The 23,448-nt window shown below is 42.8% G+C and carries 17 protein-coding genes, 16 tRNA genes and 3 rRNA genes; all 36 read left to right on the plus strand.

Features of this window, described 5'->3' with window-relative positions; translation table 11 throughout:
* The first annotated feature begins 91 nt into the window (after positions 1-91).
* The 36 genes from IE337_RS02395 to cydC all read left to right on the plus strand — a co-directional run bounded on the left by IE337_RS02395 (position 92) and on the right by cydC (position 23,426).
* Positions 92-982, plus strand: coding sequence for a bifunctional 5,10-methylenetetrahydrofolate dehydrogenase/5,10-methenyltetrahydrofolate cyclohydrolase (locus tag IE337_RS02395; RefSeq protein ID WP_057745886.1), 891 nt, complete (start codon positions 92-94; stop codon positions 980-982).
* Positions 967-2,304 carry an exodeoxyribonuclease VII large subunit gene (gene xseA, locus IE337_RS02400; protein ID WP_057745889.1) on the plus strand — a complete coding sequence of 446 codons (1,338 nt, stop codon included), beginning with the start codon at positions 967-969 and terminating at the stop codon, positions 2,302-2,304. The genes IE337_RS02395 and xseA overlap by 16 nt, the downstream gene beginning before the upstream one ends.
* The gene (locus tag IE337_RS02405) at positions 2,294-2,515 is read left to right on the plus strand and encodes an exodeoxyribonuclease VII small subunit (protein WP_112468499.1); all 222 of its coding nucleotides are present in this window, start codon (positions 2,294-2,296) and stop codon (positions 2,513-2,515) included. The genes xseA and IE337_RS02405 overlap by 11 nt, the downstream gene beginning before the upstream one ends.
* 3 nt (positions 2,516-2,518) lie before the next feature.
* Complete coding sequence (locus IE337_RS02410; protein ID WP_191136662.1) at positions 2,519-3,388, plus strand: polyprenyl synthetase family protein; 870 nt, start codon at positions 2,519-2,521, stop codon at positions 3,386-3,388.
* Positions 3,382-4,212 carry a TlyA family RNA methyltransferase gene (locus IE337_RS02415; protein ID WP_191136663.1) on the plus strand — a complete coding sequence of 277 codons (831 nt, stop codon included), beginning with the start codon at positions 3,382-3,384 and terminating at the stop codon, positions 4,210-4,212. The genes IE337_RS02410 and IE337_RS02415 overlap by 7 nt, the downstream gene beginning before the upstream one ends.
* A gap of 4 nt (positions 4,213-4,216) precedes the next feature.
* Complete coding sequence (locus tag IE337_RS02420) at positions 4,217-4,654, plus strand: arginine repressor (RefSeq protein WP_057745900.1); 438 nt, start codon at positions 4,217-4,219, stop codon at positions 4,652-4,654.
* A 36-nt stretch (positions 4,655-4,690) separates the two neighbouring features.
* On the plus strand, positions 4,691-6,379 hold the full coding sequence (recN, locus tag IE337_RS02425) for a DNA repair protein RecN (RefSeq protein ID WP_191136664.1): 1,689 nt from the start codon (positions 4,691-4,693) through the stop codon (positions 6,377-6,379).
* Between the two features lie 71 nt (positions 6,380-6,450).
* The gene (gmk, locus tag IE337_RS02430; RefSeq protein ID WP_191136665.1) at positions 6,451-7,071 is read left to right on the plus strand and encodes a guanylate kinase; all 621 of its coding nucleotides are present in this window, start codon (positions 6,451-6,453) and stop codon (positions 7,069-7,071) included.
* The gene (gene rpoZ / locus IE337_RS02435) at positions 7,068-7,283 is read left to right on the plus strand and encodes a DNA-directed RNA polymerase subunit omega (protein ID WP_057745911.1); all 216 of its coding nucleotides are present in this window, start codon (positions 7,068-7,070) and stop codon (positions 7,281-7,283) included. The genes gmk and rpoZ overlap by 4 nt, the downstream gene beginning before the upstream one ends.
* Before the next feature lie 178 nt (positions 7,284-7,461).
* Entirely contained in the window at positions 7,462-8,046 is a 585-nt protein-coding gene (locus IE337_RS02440) for a peptidylprolyl isomerase (RefSeq protein ID WP_191136666.1), read from the plus strand.
* 57 nt (positions 8,047-8,103) lie between these two features.
* Entirely contained in the window at positions 8,104-8,499 is a 396-nt protein-coding gene (locus tag IE337_RS02445; protein ID WP_057745917.1) for a CvfD/Ygs/GSP13 family RNA-binding post-transcriptional regulator, read from the plus strand.
* Between the two features lie 19 nt (positions 8,500-8,518).
* On the plus strand, positions 8,519-8,908 hold the full coding sequence (locus IE337_RS02450) for a hypothetical protein (protein WP_191136667.1): 390 nt from the start codon (positions 8,519-8,521) through the stop codon (positions 8,906-8,908).
* A 363-nt stretch (positions 8,909-9,271) separates the two neighbouring features.
* Positions 9,272-10,849, plus strand: a 16S ribosomal RNA gene (locus IE337_RS02455).
* 81 nt (positions 10,850-10,930) lie between these two features.
* Positions 10,931-11,003: transfer RNA gene (locus tag IE337_RS02460), tRNA-Ala, on the plus strand.
* 201 nt (positions 11,004-11,204) lie between these two features.
* Positions 11,205-14,121: ribosomal RNA gene (locus IE337_RS02465) — 23S ribosomal RNA — on the plus strand.
* A 105-nt stretch (positions 14,122-14,226) separates the two neighbouring features.
* A 5S ribosomal RNA gene (gene rrf / locus IE337_RS02470) occupies positions 14,227-14,343 on the plus strand.
* The 16S, 23S and 5S rRNA genes sit together here with 16 tRNA genes alongside, the layout of an rRNA operon.
* A gap of 4 nt (positions 14,344-14,347) precedes the next feature.
* Positions 14,348-14,420 (plus strand) — tRNA-Val (locus IE337_RS02475).
* A 65-nt stretch (positions 14,421-14,485) separates the two neighbouring features.
* Positions 14,486-14,558 (plus strand) — tRNA-Thr (locus IE337_RS02480).
* A 7-nt stretch (positions 14,559-14,565) separates the two neighbouring features.
* Positions 14,566-14,637: transfer RNA gene (locus IE337_RS02485), tRNA-Gly, on the plus strand.
* Positions 14,638-14,639: 2 nt separating this feature from the next.
* Positions 14,640-14,723, plus strand: a tRNA-Leu gene (locus IE337_RS02490).
* Positions 14,724-14,730: 7 nt separating this feature from the next.
* Positions 14,731-14,804 (plus strand) — tRNA-Arg (locus IE337_RS02495).
* A gap of 32 nt (positions 14,805-14,836) precedes the next feature.
* Positions 14,837-14,910 (plus strand) — tRNA-Pro (locus IE337_RS02500).
* Between the two features lie 47 nt (positions 14,911-14,957).
* Positions 14,958-15,031 (plus strand) — tRNA-Met (locus tag IE337_RS02505).
* Positions 15,032-15,051: 20 nt separating this feature from the next.
* Positions 15,052-15,141 (plus strand) — tRNA-Ser (locus IE337_RS02510).
* A gap of 33 nt (positions 15,142-15,174) precedes the next feature.
* Positions 15,175-15,248, plus strand: a tRNA-Met gene (locus IE337_RS02515).
* A gap of 3 nt (positions 15,249-15,251) precedes the next feature.
* Positions 15,252-15,325, plus strand: a tRNA-Asp gene (locus tag IE337_RS02520).
* 11 nt (positions 15,326-15,336) lie between these two features.
* A tRNA-Phe gene (locus tag IE337_RS02525) sits at positions 15,337-15,409 on the plus strand.
* Positions 15,410-15,446: 37 nt separating this feature from the next.
* A tRNA-Gly gene (locus IE337_RS02530) sits at positions 15,447-15,518 on the plus strand.
* Positions 15,519-15,567: 49 nt separating this feature from the next.
* A tRNA-Gly gene (locus IE337_RS02535) sits at positions 15,568-15,639 on the plus strand.
* A gap of 6 nt (positions 15,640-15,645) precedes the next feature.
* Positions 15,646-15,719: transfer RNA gene (locus IE337_RS02540), tRNA-Ile, on the plus strand.
* A gap of 29 nt (positions 15,720-15,748) precedes the next feature.
* A tRNA-Ser gene (locus IE337_RS02545) sits at positions 15,749-15,836 on the plus strand.
* Positions 15,837-16,422: 586 nt separating this feature from the next.
* On the plus strand, positions 16,423-17,274 hold the full coding sequence (locus IE337_RS02550; RefSeq protein ID WP_191136668.1) for a helix-turn-helix domain-containing protein: 852 nt from the start codon (positions 16,423-16,425) through the stop codon (positions 17,272-17,274).
* Positions 17,275-17,378: 104 nt separating this feature from the next.
* Positions 17,379-18,857, plus strand: coding sequence for a cytochrome ubiquinol oxidase subunit I (locus IE337_RS02555; RefSeq protein ID WP_191136669.1), 1,479 nt, complete (start codon positions 17,379-17,381; stop codon positions 18,855-18,857).
* Entirely contained in the window at positions 18,857-19,870 is a 1,014-nt protein-coding gene (gene cydB / locus IE337_RS02560) for a cytochrome d ubiquinol oxidase subunit II (RefSeq protein ID WP_191136670.1), read from the plus strand. Before IE337_RS02555 ends, cydB begins: the two co-directional genes overlap by 1 nt.
* An 84-nt stretch (positions 19,871-19,954) precedes the next feature.
* Complete coding sequence (gene cydD, locus IE337_RS02565) at positions 19,955-21,688, plus strand: thiol reductant ABC exporter subunit CydD (RefSeq protein ID WP_191136671.1); 1,734 nt, start codon at positions 19,955-19,957, stop codon at positions 21,686-21,688.
* Positions 21,681-23,426, plus strand: coding sequence for a thiol reductant ABC exporter subunit CydC (gene cydC, locus IE337_RS02570; RefSeq protein WP_191136672.1), 1,746 nt, complete (start codon positions 21,681-21,683; stop codon positions 23,424-23,426). Before cydD ends, cydC begins: the two co-directional genes overlap by 8 nt.
* Positions 23,427-23,448: the final 22 nt, after the last annotated feature.

The raw sequence follows: 23,448 nt of genomic DNA on the forward strand, positions 1-23,448 counted from the left end.
ATTCTTTTTTTATCCAGGGTGAATGCCAGACCTTCGAAAAGTATGATAAAATTAGCGCATATAACTTAAATAAATGACGGGGTGAAGATGAATGGCTGAACTAATTGATGGACGTTTAATTGCAAAAGAATTACGTGCGGCAGTTAAGGCACAAGTTGAGGTCTTACAAGGGTACAATGTTGTTCCGGGCTTAGCAGTAATTCTTGTTGGGGATGATCCCGCCAGTGAAATTTATGTACGTAATAAGGGGCGTGCGGCTGAAAAAGTAGGTGTCGCTGCGCAAACAATTCGTTACGCAGCAGATTTGAGTGAAGCTGAAGTGATTGCTAAGATTGCTGAGCTTAATGCGGATCCGGCTATTGATGCCATTTTGGTACAAAGCCCACTACCAGAGCACATGAATGAACAACACATTCAAGAAGCCATTTCGCCTGAAAAAGATGTTGACGGATTTCATCCTGAAAATGTTGGTAAATTATTTGCCAATCGTCATGGGTTCTTTCCCGTTGCAAATACGCCCCGTGGTGTGATGACAATGCTACACCATGAGCATGTGGAACTTGCTGGAAAGAATGCCGTTGTCGTTGGACGTTCAGTCTTAGTGGGAACACCAATGTTCGCCTTGTTACAACGTGAAAACGCCACAGTTAGTTTGCTACACAAGTATACGCCTGATGCATTGCGTCATCAGCTATTACGTCAGGCAGATATTATTGTTGTGGCGACTGGTGTTCCAGAATTGATTAAAGCTGAAGATGTTCAACCTGGTGCCGTTGTTATTGATGTGGGGATTAACCGCATGGAAGACGGACATTTAGTAGGTGATGTTGATTTTGCGGCAGTTGAACCAATTGCCGGTAAAATTACGCCAGTACCTGGTGGAGTGGGTCCAATGACAATCGCAACACTTTTGGAAACAACCGTTGAATTGGCGGCCCAACACCATGATGTAACCTTGGAGGCAGGATGGCAGAATATTTAAGCGTTTCAATATTAACGCAATATCTCAAACGGAAATTCACCGCTGACCCTTATTTAAAGCGGGTTTATGTGACGGGTGAAATTTCGAATTTTCGGCCACGTCGAGGACATCAATATTTTTCGCTGAAAGATGAATCAGCGGTTATTAATGCCACGATGTTTAAGAATGTTTTTGATAAGTTAGCCTTCCAACTTGAACCGGGGATGAAAGTTAACGTCATCGGCCACCTAGATTTATATGGTCCGAATGGATCGTATAGTTTAATTGTTGAAAAAATTGAACCGGATGGTGTTGGAGCGCTTTATCAAGCGTACGAACAACTAAAGCAAAAATTACAAGCAGAAGGTTTGTTTGCGCAACTACAACGACCAATTCCCCGTTTTCCACAGAAAATCGCCGTCATTACGTCTCCTAGTGGGGCTGTGATTCGTGACATTTTAACAACAGTTCAGCGCCGTTACCCGATTGCTGAGGTTGATTTATATCCAGCTGTGGTGCAGGGTGAAAATGCAGTACCATCATTAATTAATCAATTAAAAGCTGTCGCAAAACGTTCAGATATTGATGTTTTGATTATTGGACGTGGTGGCGGTTCAATTGAAGACCTATGGGCTTTTAATGATGAATCACTTGCGCGTGAAATGTTAAAAATGCCAATGCCCATTATTAGTTCAGTGGGACATGAAACCGATACAACTATCGCGGATTACATTGCCGATCAACGTGCGGCGACACCAACTGCTGCGGCTGAAATTGCGACACCACTTAAGCTAACTGATATTTGGCAAGGACTCCAGCAATATGATCAACGTTTGTATGCACAAATGCAACGACAGATTACACAAGCTAATGAACGGTATCAACGGGTTGCAACAAGTTATGTCTTAATGCAGCCGCAACGATTGTACGAAGGATACTTACAGCGTGTCGATATTGCGCAAAAAGCCTTGCTACAATCAATGACGCGTATCTTTGAAACAAAACGTTACGACGGTAATAATGTTGTAAACCGCTTACTACCAGCTATGACGCAGCTCGTCGATGCAAAAAGCTATGAGACGAATGCTGTCGTTAATCGTCTAACACCAGCGATGGAACAGTCCCTTGAACGCGCTGAACAAAGAACGGCTAAAGCAGTTGCTGGTTTGCAGTTGGTTAGTCCGCTTTCGATTTTAGCGCGTGGTTATGGTCTCGTCGAAAAAGATGACAAGATTATGCGAAGCGTAAATGACTTACATGTTGATGATATGGTAGCAATTCGATTGGCCGATGGAACCGTAAATGCTCAGATAAAAACAATTGGAGAAACAAATGACAGATAAGCCAACATTTGAAGAAAACCTAACGAAGCTTGAACAAATTGTGACACAACTCGAAAAAGGAGATGTGCCACTGGAAGAAGCCTTGGCACAATTTGAAACGGGTATTCAACTAAGCCAAACGTTACAAAAAACGCTTCAGTCAGCAGAACAAAGTCTAGCAAAAATTGTTGACGATAATGGTGAAACAACCGATTTTACACCCGAAGGATAATATATGGATTTAATAACTTTTCAAAATAGTTGGGTGCCTAAAATTCAAGCGCAACTAGATGAACAAATAACAACTGATGTCGCGCAATCGGAATTACAGGCCGCGATGCGCTACGCCGTTTTAGCCGGCGGTAAGCGACTACGTCCGCTATTGACGATTGCAGTTTTGGAAACATTTGGGGTAACACCTGATTCCCTTTTACAAGCAACTGATGCGATTGAATTAGTGCATAGTTATAGTTTGATTCATGATGATTTACCTGCAATGGATGATGATCAAGAACGGCGTGGTCAACCCACGACCCATGTGAAATTTGGCGAAGACTTGGCCATTTTGGCGGGGGACGCACTACAACCGCTCGCTTTTCAGTGGTTAAGTCAAACCAACCAATTGTCGGTGGCACAACGTTTAGAACTGGTTCAAGCGTTAGCTTTGGCAGCTGGTGGTAATGGTATGGTCGGAGGGCAGGTGCTTGATATGGCCTACACTGGTGCCGATAATGTGACTTTGGCTCAGGCGACCCAGGTACACGAGCTTAAGACGGGAGCTTTGCTCCGCTATAGTTTAGTTGCTGGTGCGATTATGGCTGAGGTTGATCAGACGACGCGTACAGCCCTCGATCAATTTGGTCAAGCCTTTGGATTAGCCTTTCAAATCAAGGACGACTTAGATGATTTAGGACAAGATGACGTTGAAGATAAACAAGCTTATCCAACAATTCTCACAGTTCCAGGGGCCGTTGCGGCTTTGCAAGAACAAGTAGATGTTGCGCGCTTGGCCCTGAACCAAATTAGTGCGCATTGCCAAGTGTCAACGGATCTATTAGATGCCTTCTTACAGTATTTTGATGCAACATTGGAGAAAAAATGGTAGTAGAAAAAGAACGTGTGGACGTATTAGCCGTCCAACAAGGATTATTCACATCACGAGAGCAAGCCAAGCGGGCCATTATGGCAGGCGAAATTTTAGGCGAAAATGAACAACGAATGGATAAAGCGGGTGAAAAGATTCCAGTGACCGTTGATCTACACTTAAAGGGCGCACCGATGCCATATGTTTCTCGAGGAGGCTTTAAATTAGAAAAAGCGATTGAGGTTTTTAATTTAGACTTCACAGATAAGATTGTTCTTGATATCGGATCATCAACAGGTGGCTTTACAGATGTGGCCCTCCAAAATGGTGCCAAAAAAGTGTATGCCTTAGACGTTGGAACAAATCAGTTGGTTTGGAAATTGCGTTCGGATGAACGTGTGGTTGTGATGGAGAATACGAATTTCCGATATGCAACTTTACCTGACTTTACTGAGGGTCAACCTGAAGTGGCGACAATCGATGTGTCTTTTATCTCACTTAATTTAATTTTGCCACCACTATCGCAGATCTTAAAAGCGGGTGGTAGTGTAGCAACGCTAATTAAGCCACAATTTGAAGCTGGTCGAGAAGCAGTTGGTAAACACGGTATCGTCAAGGATGCTCAAACCCATTTAAATGTCATTAACCAAGTCGCGGACTATGCTCAAGAAAATGGATTTAGTTTAACGGGACTTGATTACTCACCAATTAAGGGTGGGTCAGGAAATATCGAATTTTTGGCCCATCTTGTCTTAGACGGTGGCGCAAGTACAATGGATGCCCAGAATCGACAAGCCGTGGTAGATCGTGCGCATGAGCAGTTAAACGCGCATCGAGAGGCCTAAGACGATGAAGAAGAGTAAAGTTGAACGCCAGGAAGCGATTCGGGAGTTGGTTGAAACAGCTGATATCCGACGGCAAGAGGACCTTGTGGCAGCGTTAAATGCTACAGGCTGGCAAGTGACACAGGCAACAATCTCACGCGATATTTCAGAAATGCAACTGATTAAAGTGCCACAAAATGATGGATCTTTTCGATATGCCATAATGGAAAGTGATAGTTCACTTGACCAGTTAAAAGCAATCCTGAATGAAACGGGGACTAAAGTGGCGACCCAAAATAATTTGGTCTTTATTGATGTCTTACCAGGTTCAGGACCTGCCCTAAAGACGGCAATTATGGCAGTGGATTTCCAAGAAGTTTTTGGCACAATGAGTGACGATGCAAGTGTTCTCATTATCTTAAAGACGGACGTGCAAGGCGAGACATTCATGCAACAATTTTAAAAGATAACCATTATTGGTGAAGAAAGGAGGCAAAATATGTTACAAGAACTTTCAATTCAAAATTTTGCAATTATTCCGAAATTGAATTTGAGTTTTGAGCCAGGGATGACGGTCTTAACTGGTGAGACAGGAGCTGGAAAGTCGATCATTATTGACGCAGTCGGTCTTTTAACTGGTGGACGTGGATCACAGGACTACATTCGGGAAGGCGCTGATAAAGCTGTTCTACAAGGTCTAATCGATATTGATAATCCAGAGCAACTGACACCAGTTTTGGAAAAGTTTGGGATTGAAATGGATGATCAACAGTTATTGATTCATCGTGAACTGCATCGGAATGGGCGAAATGTTATCCGGATTAATGGGACTTTGCTCAACGCAACAGCGTTAAAAGAAGTGGGCAATCATTTGGTTGATATTCATGGGCAAAATGAGCACCAAGCGTTAATGCAGGTTGATCAACATTTGAAGTTATTAGATGAATACGCATCAAATTCTTTAGCTGAACCTAAAGCTGCTTACGACAAAGCGTACGCGGAATATCGACAGTTAGAAAAGACGTTGCATGAGCGACGCGAAAATGAACAAGCGTGGGCCCAACGCATGGATATGTTGACGTTCCAAAGTGAAGAGTTGAAAGCAGCTGATTTGCAAGTTGGTGAAGAAGAAAAGCTTGAAGATGAATTTCAAGAATTATCTAACTATCAAGATGTGTTAGAAGCACTGGCTAAATCACACGAAGTTTTGGATGGTGAGTGGGAAGGCAATGGAATCGAAAGTATTTCCACAGCTTTAGGCGCTCTAGAAAATATTGAAGAGTTCGGTTCACGCTATAAAAAATTAGCGGAAAGTATGCGCGAAATTTTTTATAGCCTGCAAGATGTCTCTTCTGAAATCGAATCGGTGCATGACGGATTAGAGTTTGATGCTGAACGCTTAAAGTATGTCGATGAACGCCTAAACCTGATTCGGACCTTAGAGCAAAAATACGGTGCAACCATTGCTGACGTTTTAGCGCATCAAGATAAAGTTGAAACACAATTAGCCGAAATGGGTGGACCACAGCAATCAACTGCCGAGCTTGAAGCGCAAACACAACAAGCCTATGACCGTGCCCTGACGTTAGCCAATCAGTTACATACGATTCGTCAAACCGCAGCTTTGGAACTTGCTCAACAGATTCATGAACAATTAAAAGACCTTTATATGGAAAAAGCTGTCTTTTCGGTACAGTTAACGCAAAGTGAACAATTAAACACTGATGGGAATGATACAGCAGAGTTTTATATTCAAACGAATCCAGGTGAAAGTGCAAAGCCACTCGTTAAGATCGCTTCTGGTGGTGAACTGTCTCGGATGATGTTGGCGATGAAGATGATTTTTTCACGTGAGCAAGGGGTTACGTCGATTATTTTTGATGAAGTTGATACAGGTGTTTCGGGTCGTGTTGCGCAAGCAATCGCGGAAAAAATTTCTGATATTGGACGTCATTCACAAGTGTTGACCATAACGCACCTCCCTCAAGTGGCGGCAGTTGCAGATCACCACGACTTCATTGAAAAGAATATTCATGACGGCCGGACTGAGACGACGGTTGTTAAACTATCTGATGAGGCTCGAGTAGATGAAATTGCGCGGATGCTTTCTGGGGATGAACTAACTGAGGCAGCACGTGAAAATGCACGTGATCTTATTGCACGTGAACAAGCACGGCGTAATCAATAGACTGTATTGTCAAATCGGGGTAAACCGAGTACAATTATTAAATACTTAAGTTAAAAAGGGAGTAACAAAGCATGAAGCGTGGTGTTTTAATCGTATTATCTGGACCATCCGGCGTTGGAAAAGGAACTGTTCGAAAAGCATTGTTTGAAGAGCCAGACGTTGATTTTCAATATTCTATTTCAATGACTACTCGTCATCCACGTGATGGTGAGGTTGATGGTGAAGACTATTTTTTTGTTACTCGTGATGAATTTGAACAAAAGATTCAAGATGGCGAAATGTTAGAGTATGCTGAGTATGTCGGTAATTACTACGGAACACCCAAGTCATTTATTGATGATTCATTAGCAGCTGGTAAAGATGTCTTGCTTGAAATTGAAGTGCAAGGGGCGCTGCAAGTTAAAGAAAAGATGCCAGAAGGTGCTTATATTTTCTTGACGCCACCAGATTTGCAAGCGCTAAAAGAACGATTGATTATGCGTGGTACCGAGCAGCCTGAAGTGATTGAACGACGCGTTCATGCTGCAACCAAGGAAATTCAAATGATGGCTAATTACGATTATGCTGTTGTGAATGATGAAGTGCCTTTGGCGGTCCAACGGATTAAAGATATTATTAAAGTTGAACGACTACGGGTTAACCGCGTGTTGCCCGAATACAATGCAATGATTGAGGAGCTGGAAGAATCATGATTTTATATCCATCTGTTGATAAATTATTAGAACGTGTTGACTCACGTTACAAGTTGATTGCTTTGGGTGCTAAGCGTGCTCACGAATTAGAGCAAGGGGCTTTGCCAACTTTGCCAGAATTTGAATCTGTGAAGCCAATTGGTAAGGCTTTTGAAGAAATCGAAGCTGGAAATGTGGTCATTGATCCAACACCTGCAAAATTAGACGACTAAAAACAAGCTGAAATTTTTTCAGCTTGTTTTTTTGTATTTAATGCTTTCTGTTACAAAGTACCACACCAGGGTTATAGTCGTGTCTTAACCCGTGTATATTTAAGCGATTAGCCGATTGTATGCTATAATTTAGACAGATAAAATAATATAAAATTATTGATAGTTGAGGAATGAAGTTATGACATTATTACAAGCACAAGCAGAGACAATTGAGGGGCCCGTTGCCCAGTTTGAAACTACGAAGGGTGTTATCAAGTTCCGTCTCTTTCCTGAGCAAGCACCTAAGACGGTTGAAAACTTTATGGGATTGATCTCAGATAATTACTACGATGGCACTATTTTTCACCGCGTAATTGCTGACTTCATGCTTCAAGGTGGTGATCCAAGCGGAACCGGAATGGGTGGTACATCTATCTACGGTAAGAAGTTCAATGATGAGTTCTCAAGTGAGTTATTTAACTTTCGTGGTGCCCTTTCAATGGCTAATTCAGGTCCAAACACCAATGGCTCACAATTCTTTATTGTTCAGGCCACACGGGTTCCGGCTAAAATGTTGCGTTCACTAAAGGGTGAAGTTTCTGATGAAGTTATTGATTACTATGCACAAAACGGGGGAACGCCTTGGTTGGATGGGCGCCATACTGTGTTTGGTCAAGTTATTGAAGGAATGGACGTCGTTGACGCCATTGCTAAGACAAAGGTTGACTATGCAGATAAGCCGAAAGAAAACATCGAGATTATCAAAGCAACAATTGTTGACTAATGTTGATACATTATCAGGGGATACCCCTGAATACATAAAATAATAGTGGAGGGAATGATGCGATATCGAATTGGAGACATCGTTGAAGGAACCGTTACGGGAATTCAACCTTATGGTGCTTTTGTGCAATTAGATCAAACGACGCAAGGGCTAGTACACATATCAGAATGCCGTTCGGCATATATCAAGCAAGTTCAAGACGAGTTAAAGGTTGGTCAAAAAATTCAGGTGATGATTTTAGACATTGATGAATATGATCAGAAAATTTCATTATCACAAAGAAGCATCCAAGATTTACAAGATATAAAAGATGCTGATTTTACGGAGAAGCATACCTTTGAGTCAACCTACCATGTTTACTGGACGAACCAGCATTTGAACATCGGGTTTGAAACAATTAGTAAACATTTAAATCAATCCTTACAAGAAGCCTTAGTGAAATTACGACAATAAAACTGGGAGATAACCAAAAATGACATTAGTTGCAGGTACGATTATTTTTACACGCGCAGATCAATCTTTTTTTATGGTAAAGGATGAACAACCTATTGCTAATTTTTATACTGTAAAAGCACACAAGCATGAAGAGGATACACCGCTAGGTTCGCTCTTATCAGGAATGAAAAACCAACTTGGGCTCAACTTAGATAACTTACGATTAGATGAACTTGCTGTTTGGCACCGTGCACAACCAGATGGGTCAAAGGATTCAACATCACTTTTCACTTTCGAAGTTGTGGATCCCGACAAGATCAATATGGATCGTTTAGCCGCTGTTGGCATGGAATTTGTTAATGCAAAGGATGCACTTAACTTAGTTAAAAACGTTGATATGTCAGGTGTTATAAAAATGGATGCATAATTCTAAAAAAATATTGGCTTTTTTGTTGACAAGTGACGAAAAAATCTGTAATATCTAAAAAGTTGTTGAGAGCAACACAGCAATTTGCTTGATAACTTTAAACAAAAAAGTTATTGACGGCATAATGAATAGTTGCTATAATATAAAAGTTGCGTCAGGGAGTTATCCCAACCAACAAGTAGATCATTGAAAACTGAATATCGTTTCGATATAAACAAATGTGTAGGGTCACCAAATTTATTTGGTGCAAACATTTGCGAAGTCAATTCGCTAGTAAATTCGTTTAACAATCTGTTAAACAACAAAAAGAAAAATTGAGTAATATCAAGCTTTTGAAATCTTTCTTCATTTATGGAGTAAGTACAAAATGAGAGTTTGATCCTGGCTCAGGATGAACGCTGGCGGCGTGCCTAATACATGCAAGTCGAACGCTTTGTGGTCCAACTGAATTGAAGAGCTTGCTCAGATATGACGATGGACATTGCAAAGAGTGGCGAACGGGTGAGTAACACGTGGGAAACCTACCTCTTAGCAGGGGATAACACTTGGAAACAAGTGCTAATACCGTATAACACTAATAACCGCATGGTTATTAGTTAAAAGATGGTCTTGCTATCACTAAGAGATGGTCCCGCGGTGTATTAGCTAGTTGGTAAGGTAATGGCTTACCAAGGCAATGATACATAGCCGAGTTGAGAGACTGATCGGCCACAATGGGACTGAGACACGGCCCATACTCCTACGGGAGGCAGCAGTAGGGAATCTTCCACAATGGACGAAAGTCTGATGGAGCAACGCCGCGTGTGTGATGAAGGGTTTCGGCTCGTAAAACACTGTTGTAAGAGAAGAATGACATTGAGAGTAACTGTTCAGTGTGTGACGGTATCTTACCAGAAAGGAACGGCTAAATACGTGCCAGCAGCCGCGGTAATACGTATGTTCCAAGCGTTATCCGGATTTATTGGGCGTAAAGCGAGCGCAGACGGTTATTTAAGTCCGAAGTGAAAGCCCACAGCTTAACTGTGGAAGTGCTTTGGAAACTGGACAACTTGAGTGCAGTAGAGGAGAGTGGAACTCCATGTGTAGCGGTGAAATGCGTAGATATATGGAAGAACACCAGTGGCGAAGGCGGCTCTCTGGACTGTAACTGACGTTGAGGCTCGAAAGTGTGGGTAGCAAACAGGATTAGATACCCTGGTAGTCCACACCGTAAACGATGAGTGCTAGATGTTTGAGGGTTTCCGCCCTTAAGTGTCGCAGCTAACGCATTAAGCACTCCGCCTGGGGAGTACGACCGCAAGGTTGAAACTCAAAGGAATTGACGGGGACCCGCACAAGCGGTGGAGCATGTGGTTTAATTCGAAGCAACGCGAAGAACCTTACCAGGTCTTGACATCCTTTGACCACTTCAGAGATGAAGCTTTCCCTTCGGGGACAAAGTGACAGGTGGTGCATGGTTGTCGTCAGCTCGTGTCGTGAGATGTTGGGTTAAGTCCCGCAACGAGCGCAACCCTTATTACTAGTTGCCAGCATTTAGTTGGGCACTCTAGTGAGACTGCCGGTGACAAACCGGAGGAAGGTGGGGATGACGTCAAATCATCATGCCCCTTATGACCTGGGCTACACACGTGCTACAATGGCAAGTACAACGAGCAGCTAACCCGCGAGGGTACGCGAATCTCTTAAAACTTGTCTCAGTTCGGATTGTAGGCTGCAACTCGCCTACATGAAGTCGGAATCGCTAGTAATCGCGGATCAGCACGCCGCGGTGAATACGTTCCCGGGTCTTGTACACACCGCCCGTCACACCATGAGAGTTTGTAACACCCAAAGCCGGTGAGGTAACCTTTTAGGAGCCAACCGTCTAAGGTGGGACAGATGATTAGGGTGAAGTCGTAACAAGGTAGCCGTAGGAGAACCTGCGGCTGGATCACCTCCTTTCTAAGGAAAATCGGAAGCCTACACATTTGCGTTGAAACGATATTCAGTTTTGAGTGGTTTACACTCATATTAATATCCCATGGGGAATTAGCTCAGCTGGGAGAGCACCTGCTTTGCAAGCAGGGGGTCAGCGGTTCGATCCCGCTATTCTCCATTGTAACCTTCGGGTTACAAGGACTTAGTTCTTTGAAAACTGAATCATATTTAAATTTTAAATTCATTTCAATTAATTATTATAATTAAATTGAGCCGAAAAAATACACCGCGTAATTTTTTGAGTTTTTTAAATTAGTTTAAATCGCTTGTGGCCTTTGAGCCACAATACTCAAACTTGAATCATCAACGCAAGTTGATAGGTTAAGTTATTAAGGGCGCATGGTGAATGCCTTGGCACTAGGAGCCGATGAAGGACGGGACTAACACCGATATGCTTCGGGGAGCTGTAAGTAAGCTTTGATCCGGAGATTTCCGAATGGGGAAACCCAACTTGTTTATACAAGTTATCATTTAGTGAATACATAGCTAAATTGAAGGTAGACGTTGTGAACTGAAACATCTCATTAGCAACAGGAATAGAAAGAAAAATCGATTCCGACAGTAGCGGCGAGCGAAATCGGAAGAGCCCAAACCAACGTGCTTGCATGTTGGGGTTGTAGGACTACCATTGTGGAGTTACAAAATTGTTTATTAGCAGAATCAGCTGGGAAGCTGAGCGAGACAGGGTGATAGCCCCGTATGCGAAAGTAAGCAATCTCCCGTGTAGGATCCTGAGTACGGCCGGACACGTGAAATCCGGTCGGAATCCGCGAGGACCATCTCGCAAGGCTAAATACTCCCTAGTGACCGATAGTGAACCAGTACCGTGAGGGAAAGGTGAAAAGCACCCCGGAAGGGGAGTGAAAAAGTTCCTGAAACCATGTGCCTACAAGAAGTTAGAGCCCGTTAATGGGTGATAGCGTGCCTTTTGTAGAATGAACCGGCGAGTTACGATAACATGCAAGGTTAAGGTGGAAAGACCGGAGCCGTAGCGAAAGCGAGTCTGAAATGGGCGCTTAAGTATGTTGTTGTAGACCCGAAACCAGGTGACCTACCCATGTCCAGGGTGAAGATGCGGTAAAGCGCATTGGAGGCCCGAACCCGTACATGTTGAAAAATGTTGGGATGAGGTGTGGGTAGCGGTGAAATTCCAATCGAACTTGGAGATAGCTGGTTCTCTCCGAAATAGCTTTAGGGCTAGCCTCGGAATGAAGCGTGTTGGAGGTAGAGCACTGTTTTGGTGCGGGGCCCATCTAGGGTTACCAAATTAAGATAAACTCCGAATGCCAATCACGTATGTCCGGGAGTCAGACAGTGAGTGATAAGATCCATTGTCGAAAGGGGAACAGCCCAGATCGTCAGTTAAGGTCCCTAAGTGTGTGTTAAGTGGAAAAGGAAGTGGAGTTGCATAGACAACTAGGATGTTGGCTCAGAAGCAGCCACCATTTAAAGAGTGCGTAATAGCTCACTAGTCGAGTGATTCTGCACCGAAAATGTACCGGGGCTAAACACACCACCGAAACTACGGGTGCCACGTAAGTGGCGCGATAGGAGAGCGTTCTATGGGCGATGAAGTCAGACCGTGAGGACTGGTGGAGCGCATAGAAGTGAGAATGCCGGTATGAGTAGCGAAAGACAGGTGAGAATCCTGTCCACCGTATGACTAAGGTTTCCTGGGGAAGGCTCGTCCTCCCAGGGTTAGTCGGGACCTAAGGCGAGGCTGAGAAGCGTAGTCGATGGATAACAGGTTGAGATTCCTGTACCAGGTGAATATGTTTGAACGATGGAGGGACGCAGAAGGCTAACGGATCCCAGCTGATGGATATGCTGGGTTAAATAACAAGTCTTGAGTTGAGTTAAATGCTTGACTCTTTAAGGACAAGTTATGATGAGGACCGAAATAAAGTAGGGAAGTCCGCCATGTCACGCTGCCAAGAAAAGCTTCTAGTTAGTGTTTACCTGCCCGTACCGCAAACCAACACAGGTAGTCGAGGAGAGCATCCTAAGGTGAGCGAGTGAACTCTCGTTAAGGAACTCGGCAAAATGACCCCGTAACTTCGGGAGAAGGGGTGCTCAGCGAAAGCTGAGCCGCAGTGAATAGGCCCAGGCGACTGTTTATCAAAAACACAGGTTTCTGCAAAATCGTAAGATGACGTATAGGGGCTGACGCCTGCCCGGTGCTGGAAGGTTAAAAGGAGTGCTTAGCGCAAGCGAAGGTATGAATTGAAGCCCCAGTAAACGGCGGCCGTAACTATAACGGTCCTAAGGTAGCGAAATTCCTTGTCGGGTAAGTTCCGACCCGCACGAAAGGCGTAACGATCTGGGCACTGTCTCAACGAGAGACTCGGTGAAATTTAAAGACCCGTGAAGATGCGGGTTACCCGCGACAGGACGGAAAGACCCCATGGAGCTTTACTGTAGCTTGATATTGAGTGTTTGTGCAGCTTGTACAGCATAGGTAGGAGCCGTTGAAGTCGGAACGCTAGTTTCGATGGAGGCACAGGTGGGATACTACCCTCGTTGTATGACCACTCTAACTCACACCACTAAGCGTGGTGGAAGACAGTGTCTGGCAGGCAGTTTGACTGGGGCGGTCGCCTCCTAAAAGGTAACGGAGGCGCCCAAAGGTTCTCTCAGAATGGTTGGAAATCATTCGCAGAGTGTAAAGGCACAAGAGAGCTTGACTGTGAGACTGACTAGTCGAGCAGGTACGAAAGTAGGGCTTAGTGATCCGGTGGTTCCGCATGGAAGGGCCATCGCTCAACGGATAAAAGCTACCCTGGGGATAACAGGCTTATCTCCCCCAAGAGTCCACATCGACGGGGAGGTTTGGCACCTCGATGTCGGCTCATCGCATCCTGGGGCTGTAGTCGGTCCCAAGGGTTGGGCTGTTCGCCCATTAAAGCGGTACGCGAGCTGGGTTCAGAACGTCGTGAGACAGTTCGGTCCCTATCCGTCGCGGGCGTAGGAAATTTGAGAGGAGTTGCCCTTAGTACGAGAGGACCGGGGTGAACGTACCTCTGGTGTATCAGTTGTTCCGCCAGGAGCATCGCTGAGTAGCTATGTACGGATGAGATAAACGCTGAAAGCATCTAAGTGTGAAACTCGCCTCGAGATGAGATTTCCCATTCTTTATGAAGTAAGACCCCTTGTAGATGACAAGGTAGATAGGCTAGAAGTGGAAGTGCGGCGACGCATGGAGCGGACTAGTACTAATGGTTCGAGGACTTAACCAAGTTGAACAAAACGTTGGTGTACGGTTCAATTAATGAAATGAAATTAAGCTTGACAATATGATTCAGTTTTGAGATAATTAAATCTCGTACGACTAGTATTATTCGTGTTGTGATGATGGCATTGAGGTCACACCTGTTCCCATACCGAACACAGAAGTTAAGCTCAATAGCGCCGAAAGTAGTTGGAGGATCTCTTCCTGCGAGGATAGGACGTCGCAATGCATATGGACGATTAGCTCAGCTGGGAGAGCACCTGCCTTACAAGCAGGGGGTCACAGGTTCGATCCCTGTATCGTCCATTGAAACGAAAGTTTCAAGTGATCATGAATATCTATTCACCAGGCTGGTACTTAACTAGTATTTTGCCGACTTAGCTCAGTTGGTAGAGCATCGCTCTTGTAAAGCGGGGGTCGAAGGTTCGAGTCCTTTAGTCGGCATTATCTTGCGAACTTAGTTCAGTGGTAGAACATCACCTTGCCATGGTGGGGGTCGCGGGTTCGAATCCCGTAGTTCGCTTTGCCGGCTTGGCGGAATAGGTAGACGCACAGGACTTAAAATCCTGCGATGGAAACATCGTACCGGTTCGATCCCGGTAGCCGGCATGATTTTGCACCTATAGCGCAATTGGATAGAGTGTCTGACTACGAATCAGAAGGTTGCAGGTTCGACTCCTGCTAGGTGCATTTGAGCGATGTTAGTCGTTTAATAATTTGTTCGGGACGTAGCTCAGCTTGGTAGAGCACCTGGTTTGGGACCAGGGGGTCGCAGGTTCGAATCCTGTCGTCCCGATTATGGTAATATAGTGTTATCATAAATAGGTAATTAGTGTTAATTTTCGCGGTGTAGCTCAGCTGGCTAGAGCGTTCGGTTCATACCCGAGAGGTCGAGGGTTCGATTCCCCCCGCCGCGATTGATACGTAAGTATCTATTGGAGAATTACCCAAGTCTGGCTGAAGGGAACGGTCTTGAAAACCGTCAGGTCGAGAAATCGGCGCGTGGGTTCGAATCCCACATTCTCCTTATACATCATTAATTGATGTAGTTAATAATTATCGCGGGTTGGAGCAGTCTGGTAGCTCGTCGGGCCCATAACCCGAAGGTCGTAGGTTCAAATCCTACACCCGCAATTTGGTCGCATGGTCTAGTTGGTTAGGACGCCTGCCTGTCACGCAGGAGATCACGGGTTCGAACCCCGTTGTGACCGTTTAATATAATGGCGCGATAGCTCAGTTGGTAGAGCATACGATTGAAGCTCGTAGTGTCGACGGTTCGATTCCGCCTCGCGCCATCATATTAGTAGACGTACGGTAGTACGTTTATGTTTTGCGGATGTAGTACAATGGCTAGTGCTCCAGCCTTCCAAGCTGGGAATGCGGGTTCGATTCCCGTCGTCCGCTTTTAGAAATAAAAGCAACTGAATATAGTTTTTGTTTCAATATTAATATTGCGGATGTAGTACAATGGCTAGTGCTCCAGCCTTCCAAGCTGGGAATGCGGGTTCGATTCCCGTCGTCCGCTTTTGTTGGGACTGTAGCTCAGCTGGTTAGAGCGCACCCCTGATAAGGGTGAGGTCGGAGGTTCGAGTCCTCTCAGTCCCACTTAAAAAAGAATAATCTGTTCTTTTTTTGGGGACATACTCAAGAGGCTGAAGAGGCGCCCCTGCTAAGGGTGTAGGTCGGGAAACTGGCGCGAGGGTTCGAATCCCTCTGTCTCCGTTATTAAATTTATGATCAATTAAGGAAAACCTTTCAGAAATGAAAGGTTTTTTTGTTGTAACAAAATAAGAATGAGTATGAAAGACGCAATGAAATTTTTCATACCAGCTTATCTGCTCAAAGCGGACAGTGACAGTTAGTATTTATAAATACAATGTAAATCGATGTTGTACACTTCAGCATATAAATAAATCGATTCTGTCGCTACAAAAGAAAGATATGCGTCGTTAAAGATTAGGCAACAGGCAAAATATGAATTTTTACATATGGATTTAAGCGAAAGTGCGTAAAGATATATTCCTAAAAATAGGTAGGTACTAATTAATAGTTAGTCTCAAAACTCAGATTCTAAATTTTTTCCAGAGTTTAAATAAAAAACGTAAAAATCCAAAAAAATTTTTAATGACGTAAAGCAATATGACTAAAATACACACAACTAGCCAAATGTAAGATGACTAGCTGTAAATATCAAGAAAATGAGACAATCAACCTTGTTAATTGTTAACAGGGTTATCTTGTTGTTTTTCCCTTTTTCTCATAAACTAATGGTACTTTAGCAAAACTAAAAGAAAGATGGGGGAATACAATGATTGTAAAAGGTAGTTTACTAAAGCAACGGCGTGAACAATTGGGGATTTCACAGGGACAACTTGCAGAAGGGATTTGTCATCAGTCGATGGTCTCGCGGGTTGAAAAAAGGGGGCATATCACGTCAATGACCGTACTGAAGGCCTTGTGTATGCGACTACACATTGATATTAGTCAAGTTGCCGAACTAACGACAGAAAATCACGTACAGTTGTCATATGTGCGAGAGTTGGTTGAATGCTTTGAGTACAAGCAAGCCAAGAAGATTCTCGAATCCACTTCATTTATGCAGAATATGGAAGATATGGTGATGCCAGAATTCCACTTATTGAAAGCTATTTGTTATTCAGAGTGCGGAGAACCACAAAAAGCACTACATTTTCTACAAATGGCCATGAGTGGAACGCTTCATACACAAACGGGCCTACTGATTGAAATTTTTAACGAAATGGGTGGCGTTTGGATTAGGTTAAATGAGTTGGACAGTGCTAATGATTGCTTGGAACGTTGCTTGAACTTGATCAATTCGTTACCTGAGGCAAAGGCAGAGACGCTCAAACTTGTGATTGTGAAAGTCTACCGAAGGAAGGCTGAATTAGCGGTTGCACTGAAACGATATACTGAAGCAATTGAATGGGTGGACCAGGCCATGAGTGTATTGCCGAAAGTAAATGCATACCATGAATTAGTACGTTTGCAAAAAATAAAAATTGAAAGTGCTGAAGAACTGGACCAACAATCAGAGAAGAAGGAAGCAATGCTATTGGCGTATGCCGCCGGATTATTCTCACAAGACCAAAAATTGGAAGAAGGAACCCGACATTATCGATCAGAAATGGATTCAAAATAAAAAAAAGCAAGAAAGTTGCTGAATACACTAAAACTTTGTTCTTAAAAGTTGTATAATTAACTAGTTACATTTAGGAATATAGATTTTGGAGTAGGAGGCAAGTTATGGACTTGATTACAGGTTTAACCATGCTAGACTTAAGCCGATTCCAATTCGCAATGACAACGATTTTTCACTTCTTCTTTGTGCCGTTGTCAATCGGATTAGGAATTATGGTAGCCATCATGGAAACCATGTACGTCGTCAAAGGTGACGATGTATACAAACGTATGACGAAGTTTTGGGGAAGAATTTTCCTTTTGAGCTTTGCCGTTGGAGTTGTTACTGGAATTATTCAAGAGTTCCAATTCGGAATGAATTGGTCACGTTATTCACGTTATGTTGGTGATATCTTCGGACCAGCTTTGGCCGTCGAAGCTTTGGTCGCTTTCTTCTGTGAGTCAACTTTCTTGGGTCTTTGGATGTTTGGTTGGGATCGTTTTAAAAAGGGCGTTCACTTGCTATTCATCTGGTTAGTTGCACTTGGATCTGCTTTCTCAGCATTGTGGATTCTGGCAGCCAACTCATTTATGCAAAATCCAGTTGGATTTAAGATTGATCACAAATTCGGACGTGCCGTACTTGTGGATTTCCCGGCATTGTTGACTAATCATCAACTTTGGTTGGAATTCCCACACGTATTGTTCGCAACGATGCTCATTGGACCATTCGTCATTATTGGAATTTCTGCATTCTCACTTTTGCGTCGTAAAGACAATATTGATTTCTTTAAGAAGTCAGTTCACATTGCTTCAGCCGTCGCATTAGTAGGAACGTTGGGAATCTTGATTACAGGTGATAGCCACGCCTATAATGTTCAATTTGACCAACCAATGAAGTTTGCCGCAATGGAAGGTATTTCTGAAGACGTGGGTGGTAAGGACAAGCAACAACCTTGGTCTGTTGTTGCTTATACCAACCCTAAGACGCATGAGACGGAATGGTCTCTTGATGTCCCATATCTATTGTCAGTCTTAGCCCATCATGACTTAACTGGTTATAATAAGGGTTCAGAAACGATTAATAAAGAATTGCACGAGAAGTATGATAAGAAGTTTGGTAAGGATATGAACTATTATGTTCCATCAAACACATTATTCTATGCTTTCCGTGTCATGGCCGGTGTTGCCGGTGTACTTGGATTACTTGCTGCAGTGGCATGGTGGTTTACACGTGCCAAGTCAACCTTTGATATCACAAAGTACCGTTGGGTATTGTGGATCTTTGGAATTGCAACATTTATTCCATTCTTTGGAACGACAGCAGGTTGGTTAATTACTGAACTTGGTCGTTATCCATGGATTGTGTACGGTGTCTTGACGATTGCAGATGCCGTTTCACCAAATGTTTCATTTGCTTCATTATTCATTTCAAACATTATCTACTTCTTGACGTTTACAGCATTAGGTGGTGTGATGATTTATCTATCACGTCGTGTCATGATTCAAGGTCCAGATTATGTTGATGAAGAAGTTGATGATGAACAAGCACCTGCTGACCCATTCTCTGCAGACTCATTTGATGAAAAGGGAGGTAACGACTAATGCCTTCAATCTTACAAATTTTGTGGTTCGTATTAGTTGCCGTTCTATTTTCAGGTTTCTTCTTCCTTGAAGGATTTGATTTTGGTATCGGTATGTCACTTAAAACTGTGGCCAAAAATGAAGCAGAACAAGATGCCTTAATTAATTCTATCGGACCACATTGGGACGGTAATGAAGTTTGGTTGATTACTGCTGGTGGAGCTATGTTTGCGGCGATTCCTTACTGGTACGCCTCATTGTTCTCAGGCTTCTACCTTGTATTATTCGTGATTTTACTCGGTTTGATTTATCGTGGTGTTTCATTCGAGTTCCGTGAACAAATGCTTACAAATAAGTACCGTAACTTATGGACGACGATTGCAGCAGTTTCATCATTCATCGTGCCATTTATGTTTGGACTTATGTTCACTGATGTTGTTCGTGGAATGCCAATGAACGCAACTGGTGACATGTCAGCAACATTCTTTGATTATGTCAATATTTTCTCAATTGTTGGTGGTGTTGCACTTGCATTGCTTTCATATATGCATGGATTAAACTACATGCGTTTGAAGCTTGTAGATGGTCCACTTGTTGAACGTGCGAAAAAGCAATTAAAGTTCCTTTACCCAACATTGTTGTTAGGTGAAGTTGCCTTTGCGATTACGCTTTACTTCAACACTGACTTCTTTACGAAGAAGCCAATCATCACACTTATCTTGTTGGTCGTTATTGTTGGACTTACATTGCTTGCTTGGTACACAAATGGTACAAATCACCAATTCATTACATTCTTTGCTTTGGGATTTGCAATCATCACTGTTGTTGTACTATTACTTACAGGACTATATCCTCGCGTAATGGTTGCAACAAATCCAGCTCACTCAATTCTGTTGAAGAATGCAACTTCAACACCATATACATTGAAGTGGATGACTGGAATTGCCTTCACTGCGGTGCCAATTGTTTTGGCCTACCAAGGATGGAGCTTCTGGGTATTCCGTAAGCGAATCCGAGTTGCTGGTGAAAAGTAGTATAATATAACATAGTTATGCTTAAAAAAGGGATCGGCATATTTGCCGGTCCCTTTTATACATAAAAATTAGGAGATATGCACCATGTTAGATAGAAGAATCTTTAAATTTAAAGGAGCGCGTCGCGCGTTGAGTTGGCTGGCATTGCTAACGCTAATTCAAGCCGTTGCAATTATTTTTCAGGGACGGTTCTTAAGTGTCAGTTTATCTGATCTATGGGGAAAAAAGACCTTGAATCAGGTTGCTTTGGTTTTAGGTATTTTTATTACAGCTTTTGTTGTGCGACAGTGCTTAACGGTAGCTAAAAATTATGTCTTGGTTCCGTTTGCAGATCGAACGACGGACCAACTGCAAAAGTCATTGATTGAAAAATATACAAAACTAGGACCAACCGTTATTTCAAATAATGGAACCGGTAAGTCTGTTAATTTGGCAATTGAAGGAATTGGCCAAGTAAATAATTATTTAACGCTGGTACTTATTAAATTCGTTGATATGAGTATTGTGCCATGGTTGATTCTGGTTTATATGGCCTCAATTAAATGGGAGCAGGCACTTTTCTTATTTATTATTTATCCAATCATTGTGCTCTTTATGATTATCCTGGGATACACAGCGCAAGCTAAAGCAGATCGAGAGTATGATCGATTCAATCGTTTATCAAATCATTTTGTTGATACACTGCGTGGTTTGACGACACTAAAGCAATTAGGGTTATCAAAAAGATATGCGAACAATGTGTACGAAGTCTCAGAAGATTATCGTAAAGCAACGTTGAGTACGCTAAGTATCGGGATTTTGTCTACGTTTGCCTTAGATTTTTTAACGACACTTTCAATTGCCGTTGTGGCGCTATTTTTAGGCCTTGATTTAATGAACGGAAACTTGACATTAGTTTCTGCGCTAACAATTTTGATTTTAGCGCCAGAGTATTTCTTACCAATTCGAAACTTTGCGAATGATTACCATGCAACTTTGGACGGTAAAAATGCGTTAGCAGATATTTTCGATATCCTTGACCAACCTGAGCCACAAAATCAGGATGCTTACCAACCTAAGCAAGCTGCATGGCAAGCAGATAGTACTTTAGCATTGCGAAATGTTAATTACACATATCCAAAAACAAGTCAATTAGCCTTACAAAATATTTCAATGGAGATTGAAGGATTTGAAAAGGTTGGTTTGGTTGGAACTTCCGGTTCAGGAAAGTCAACACTCTTGAACTTACTTGGTGGTTTTATTGATGGAGAAGGTGAAGTTAAAATTGAGGGTGAAAAAGTACCGCATTTGTCACAAAAAGCCTGGCAACAAAACTTACAATTTATGCCACAAGATCCATACATTTTTCATGATACGGTACGCGCCAATCTTGCATTTTACGCACCTGAAGTGACAGATGTCCAAATCGAAAAGGTGATTGATCAAGTGGGCCTTCAAGACTGGTTCAATAATTTGACCGATGGTTTGGATACAATTATTGGGGATGGTGCTATGCAAACATCTGGGGGGCAAGCACAACGAATTGCCTTAGCCCGAATTATGTTGAATGAATCACGACGGGTGATCTTATTAGATGAACCAACTGCACATCTTGATATCGAAACTGAGATGCAACTTAAGCAGACGATGCTACCAATCTTTGAAAATCATCTTGTAATTTTTGCAACGCATCGGTTGCATTGGTTAGCCCAGATGGATTGGATTATTGTGATGAAAGACGGACAAATTGTTGAACAAGGAACGCTTGCCGAGTTGAACGCAAATAATGGATATTTTGTTGAACTTCAAAAAGCGATGCAGGGGGCAGAACATGAGTAATTTATGGCAGATCATAAAGCATGACCGTTGGGTCTTTCCATACCTCAAACGTTATAAAGGGTTGTTAACCTTAATTATTTTTCTCGGGTTCATGACTTTCTTTTGTGGAGGAGCGTTGATGTTTACATCAGGCTACCTTATTTCACGATCAGCACAAATGCCTGAGAATATTTTGATGGTTTATGCACCGATTGTTTTAACACGTGCGTTTGGAATTGGACGCCCTTCATTTCGTTACGCTGAACGGTTAACGTCGCATAATTGGGTATTACGTATTGTGTCATCATTTCGAAAGAAGCTCTATGAAATTGTTGAATCAGGAACGAAAAGTATTTATGCCCACGTACAAACTGGGGAAGTCTTCAACTTGATGGCAAATGACCTATTTAAGATTGAAAATATGTATTTGCGTGTTATTTTCCCTAGTATCGTCGGATGGTTACTCTATGTATTGGGAACGTTGGCGCTCGGTATTTTTAGCCCAATTACTGCGCTCATTATTTTACTGGTCCTTGGAATTGACGCGCTTGTTTTGCCATTGATTACACTCTCAATTATGGGACGTCGTGATGCACAGCAAAAGCAAGTTGAAGGTCGTATTTACACGAATTTAACTGATGCAGTTCTTGGCTTGCAGGATTGGATTTTGGCAGGTCGAACGACAGAGTTAGTTAACCGACAAGAAGCAGATTTCAATGAAATGGGTCAGTTACAAACAAAGGATGACCACTTTGATTGGTGGCGTAATTGGGTTGGCGAAGTCGTCATTGGATTGGCGGCCTTAATTTTAATTGTCTTTGCTACTGTCACATTTGGGCACACACATATGGGTGTGAATTGGATTGCGGCTTTTGGGTTGGTGCTCTTTCCAATCACGGATGCCTTAACAAGTATTAGTGATGGGTTTGGTGAATTGCCACGTTATGCTGATTCCATTAAGCGTTTGAATGACATGGATGAAAAAAGCCAGGCTGAATCAAATGCTCAGATTACACAAGTGAATATTCCTGAAAAATTGAACATTGATTTGCAAGATGTTACCTTTTCCTATGATGGTAAAAAGCCTGTTTTAAAGAATCTCAATTTGAATATCCCGCGCGGACAACATCTAGCAATTCTAGGACAGTCGGGCGCTGGAAAATCAACTTTGTTAAAGTTGATTTTGGGTGATGAAACGCCACAGTCTGGTTCGGTCACAATTGGGGGAACGCCGGTTGCTGCTCTGCAAGATCATCGGGCTGAATTGATTTCGGTATTGGATCAGCAGCCATATTTGTTTGATACAACTGTGTCAAACAATTTGAAATTGGGAAACCTACATGCAACAGATGCGCAATTGTGGCAAGTACTTGAACAGGTTAACTTAAAGGACTTAGTTGAACAGTTACCAGAAAAATTGGATACACCAATGACTGAAGCTGGTAAGCGTTTTTCTGGTGGTGAAAAGCAGCGCTTTGCGTTAGCTCGAATCTTACTTCAGGATACGCCGATTGTTATCTTGGATGAGCCAACGGTAGGGCTCGATCCGATTACTGAGCTAGCAGTACTTCAGACTATTTTTAAGACGTTGCAAGATAAAACGTTGATTTGGGTAACACATCATTTGACGGGGGTGGAGCTTGTTGATCAAGTAATCTTTATTGAAGACGCCACAGTTACGTTGTCTGGAACACCAGAATATTTAATGAACACGTCGAAACGTTTTGCCAATCTATTAGCAATGGATCATGGAAAATAAAAAGAAGAGTTAATCGCTTCGG

It is taken from the genome of Weissella viridescens (assembly GCF_014789145.1).
Taxonomy (GTDB): Bacteria; Bacillota; Bacilli; order Lactobacillales; family Lactobacillaceae; genus Weissella; species Weissella viridescens.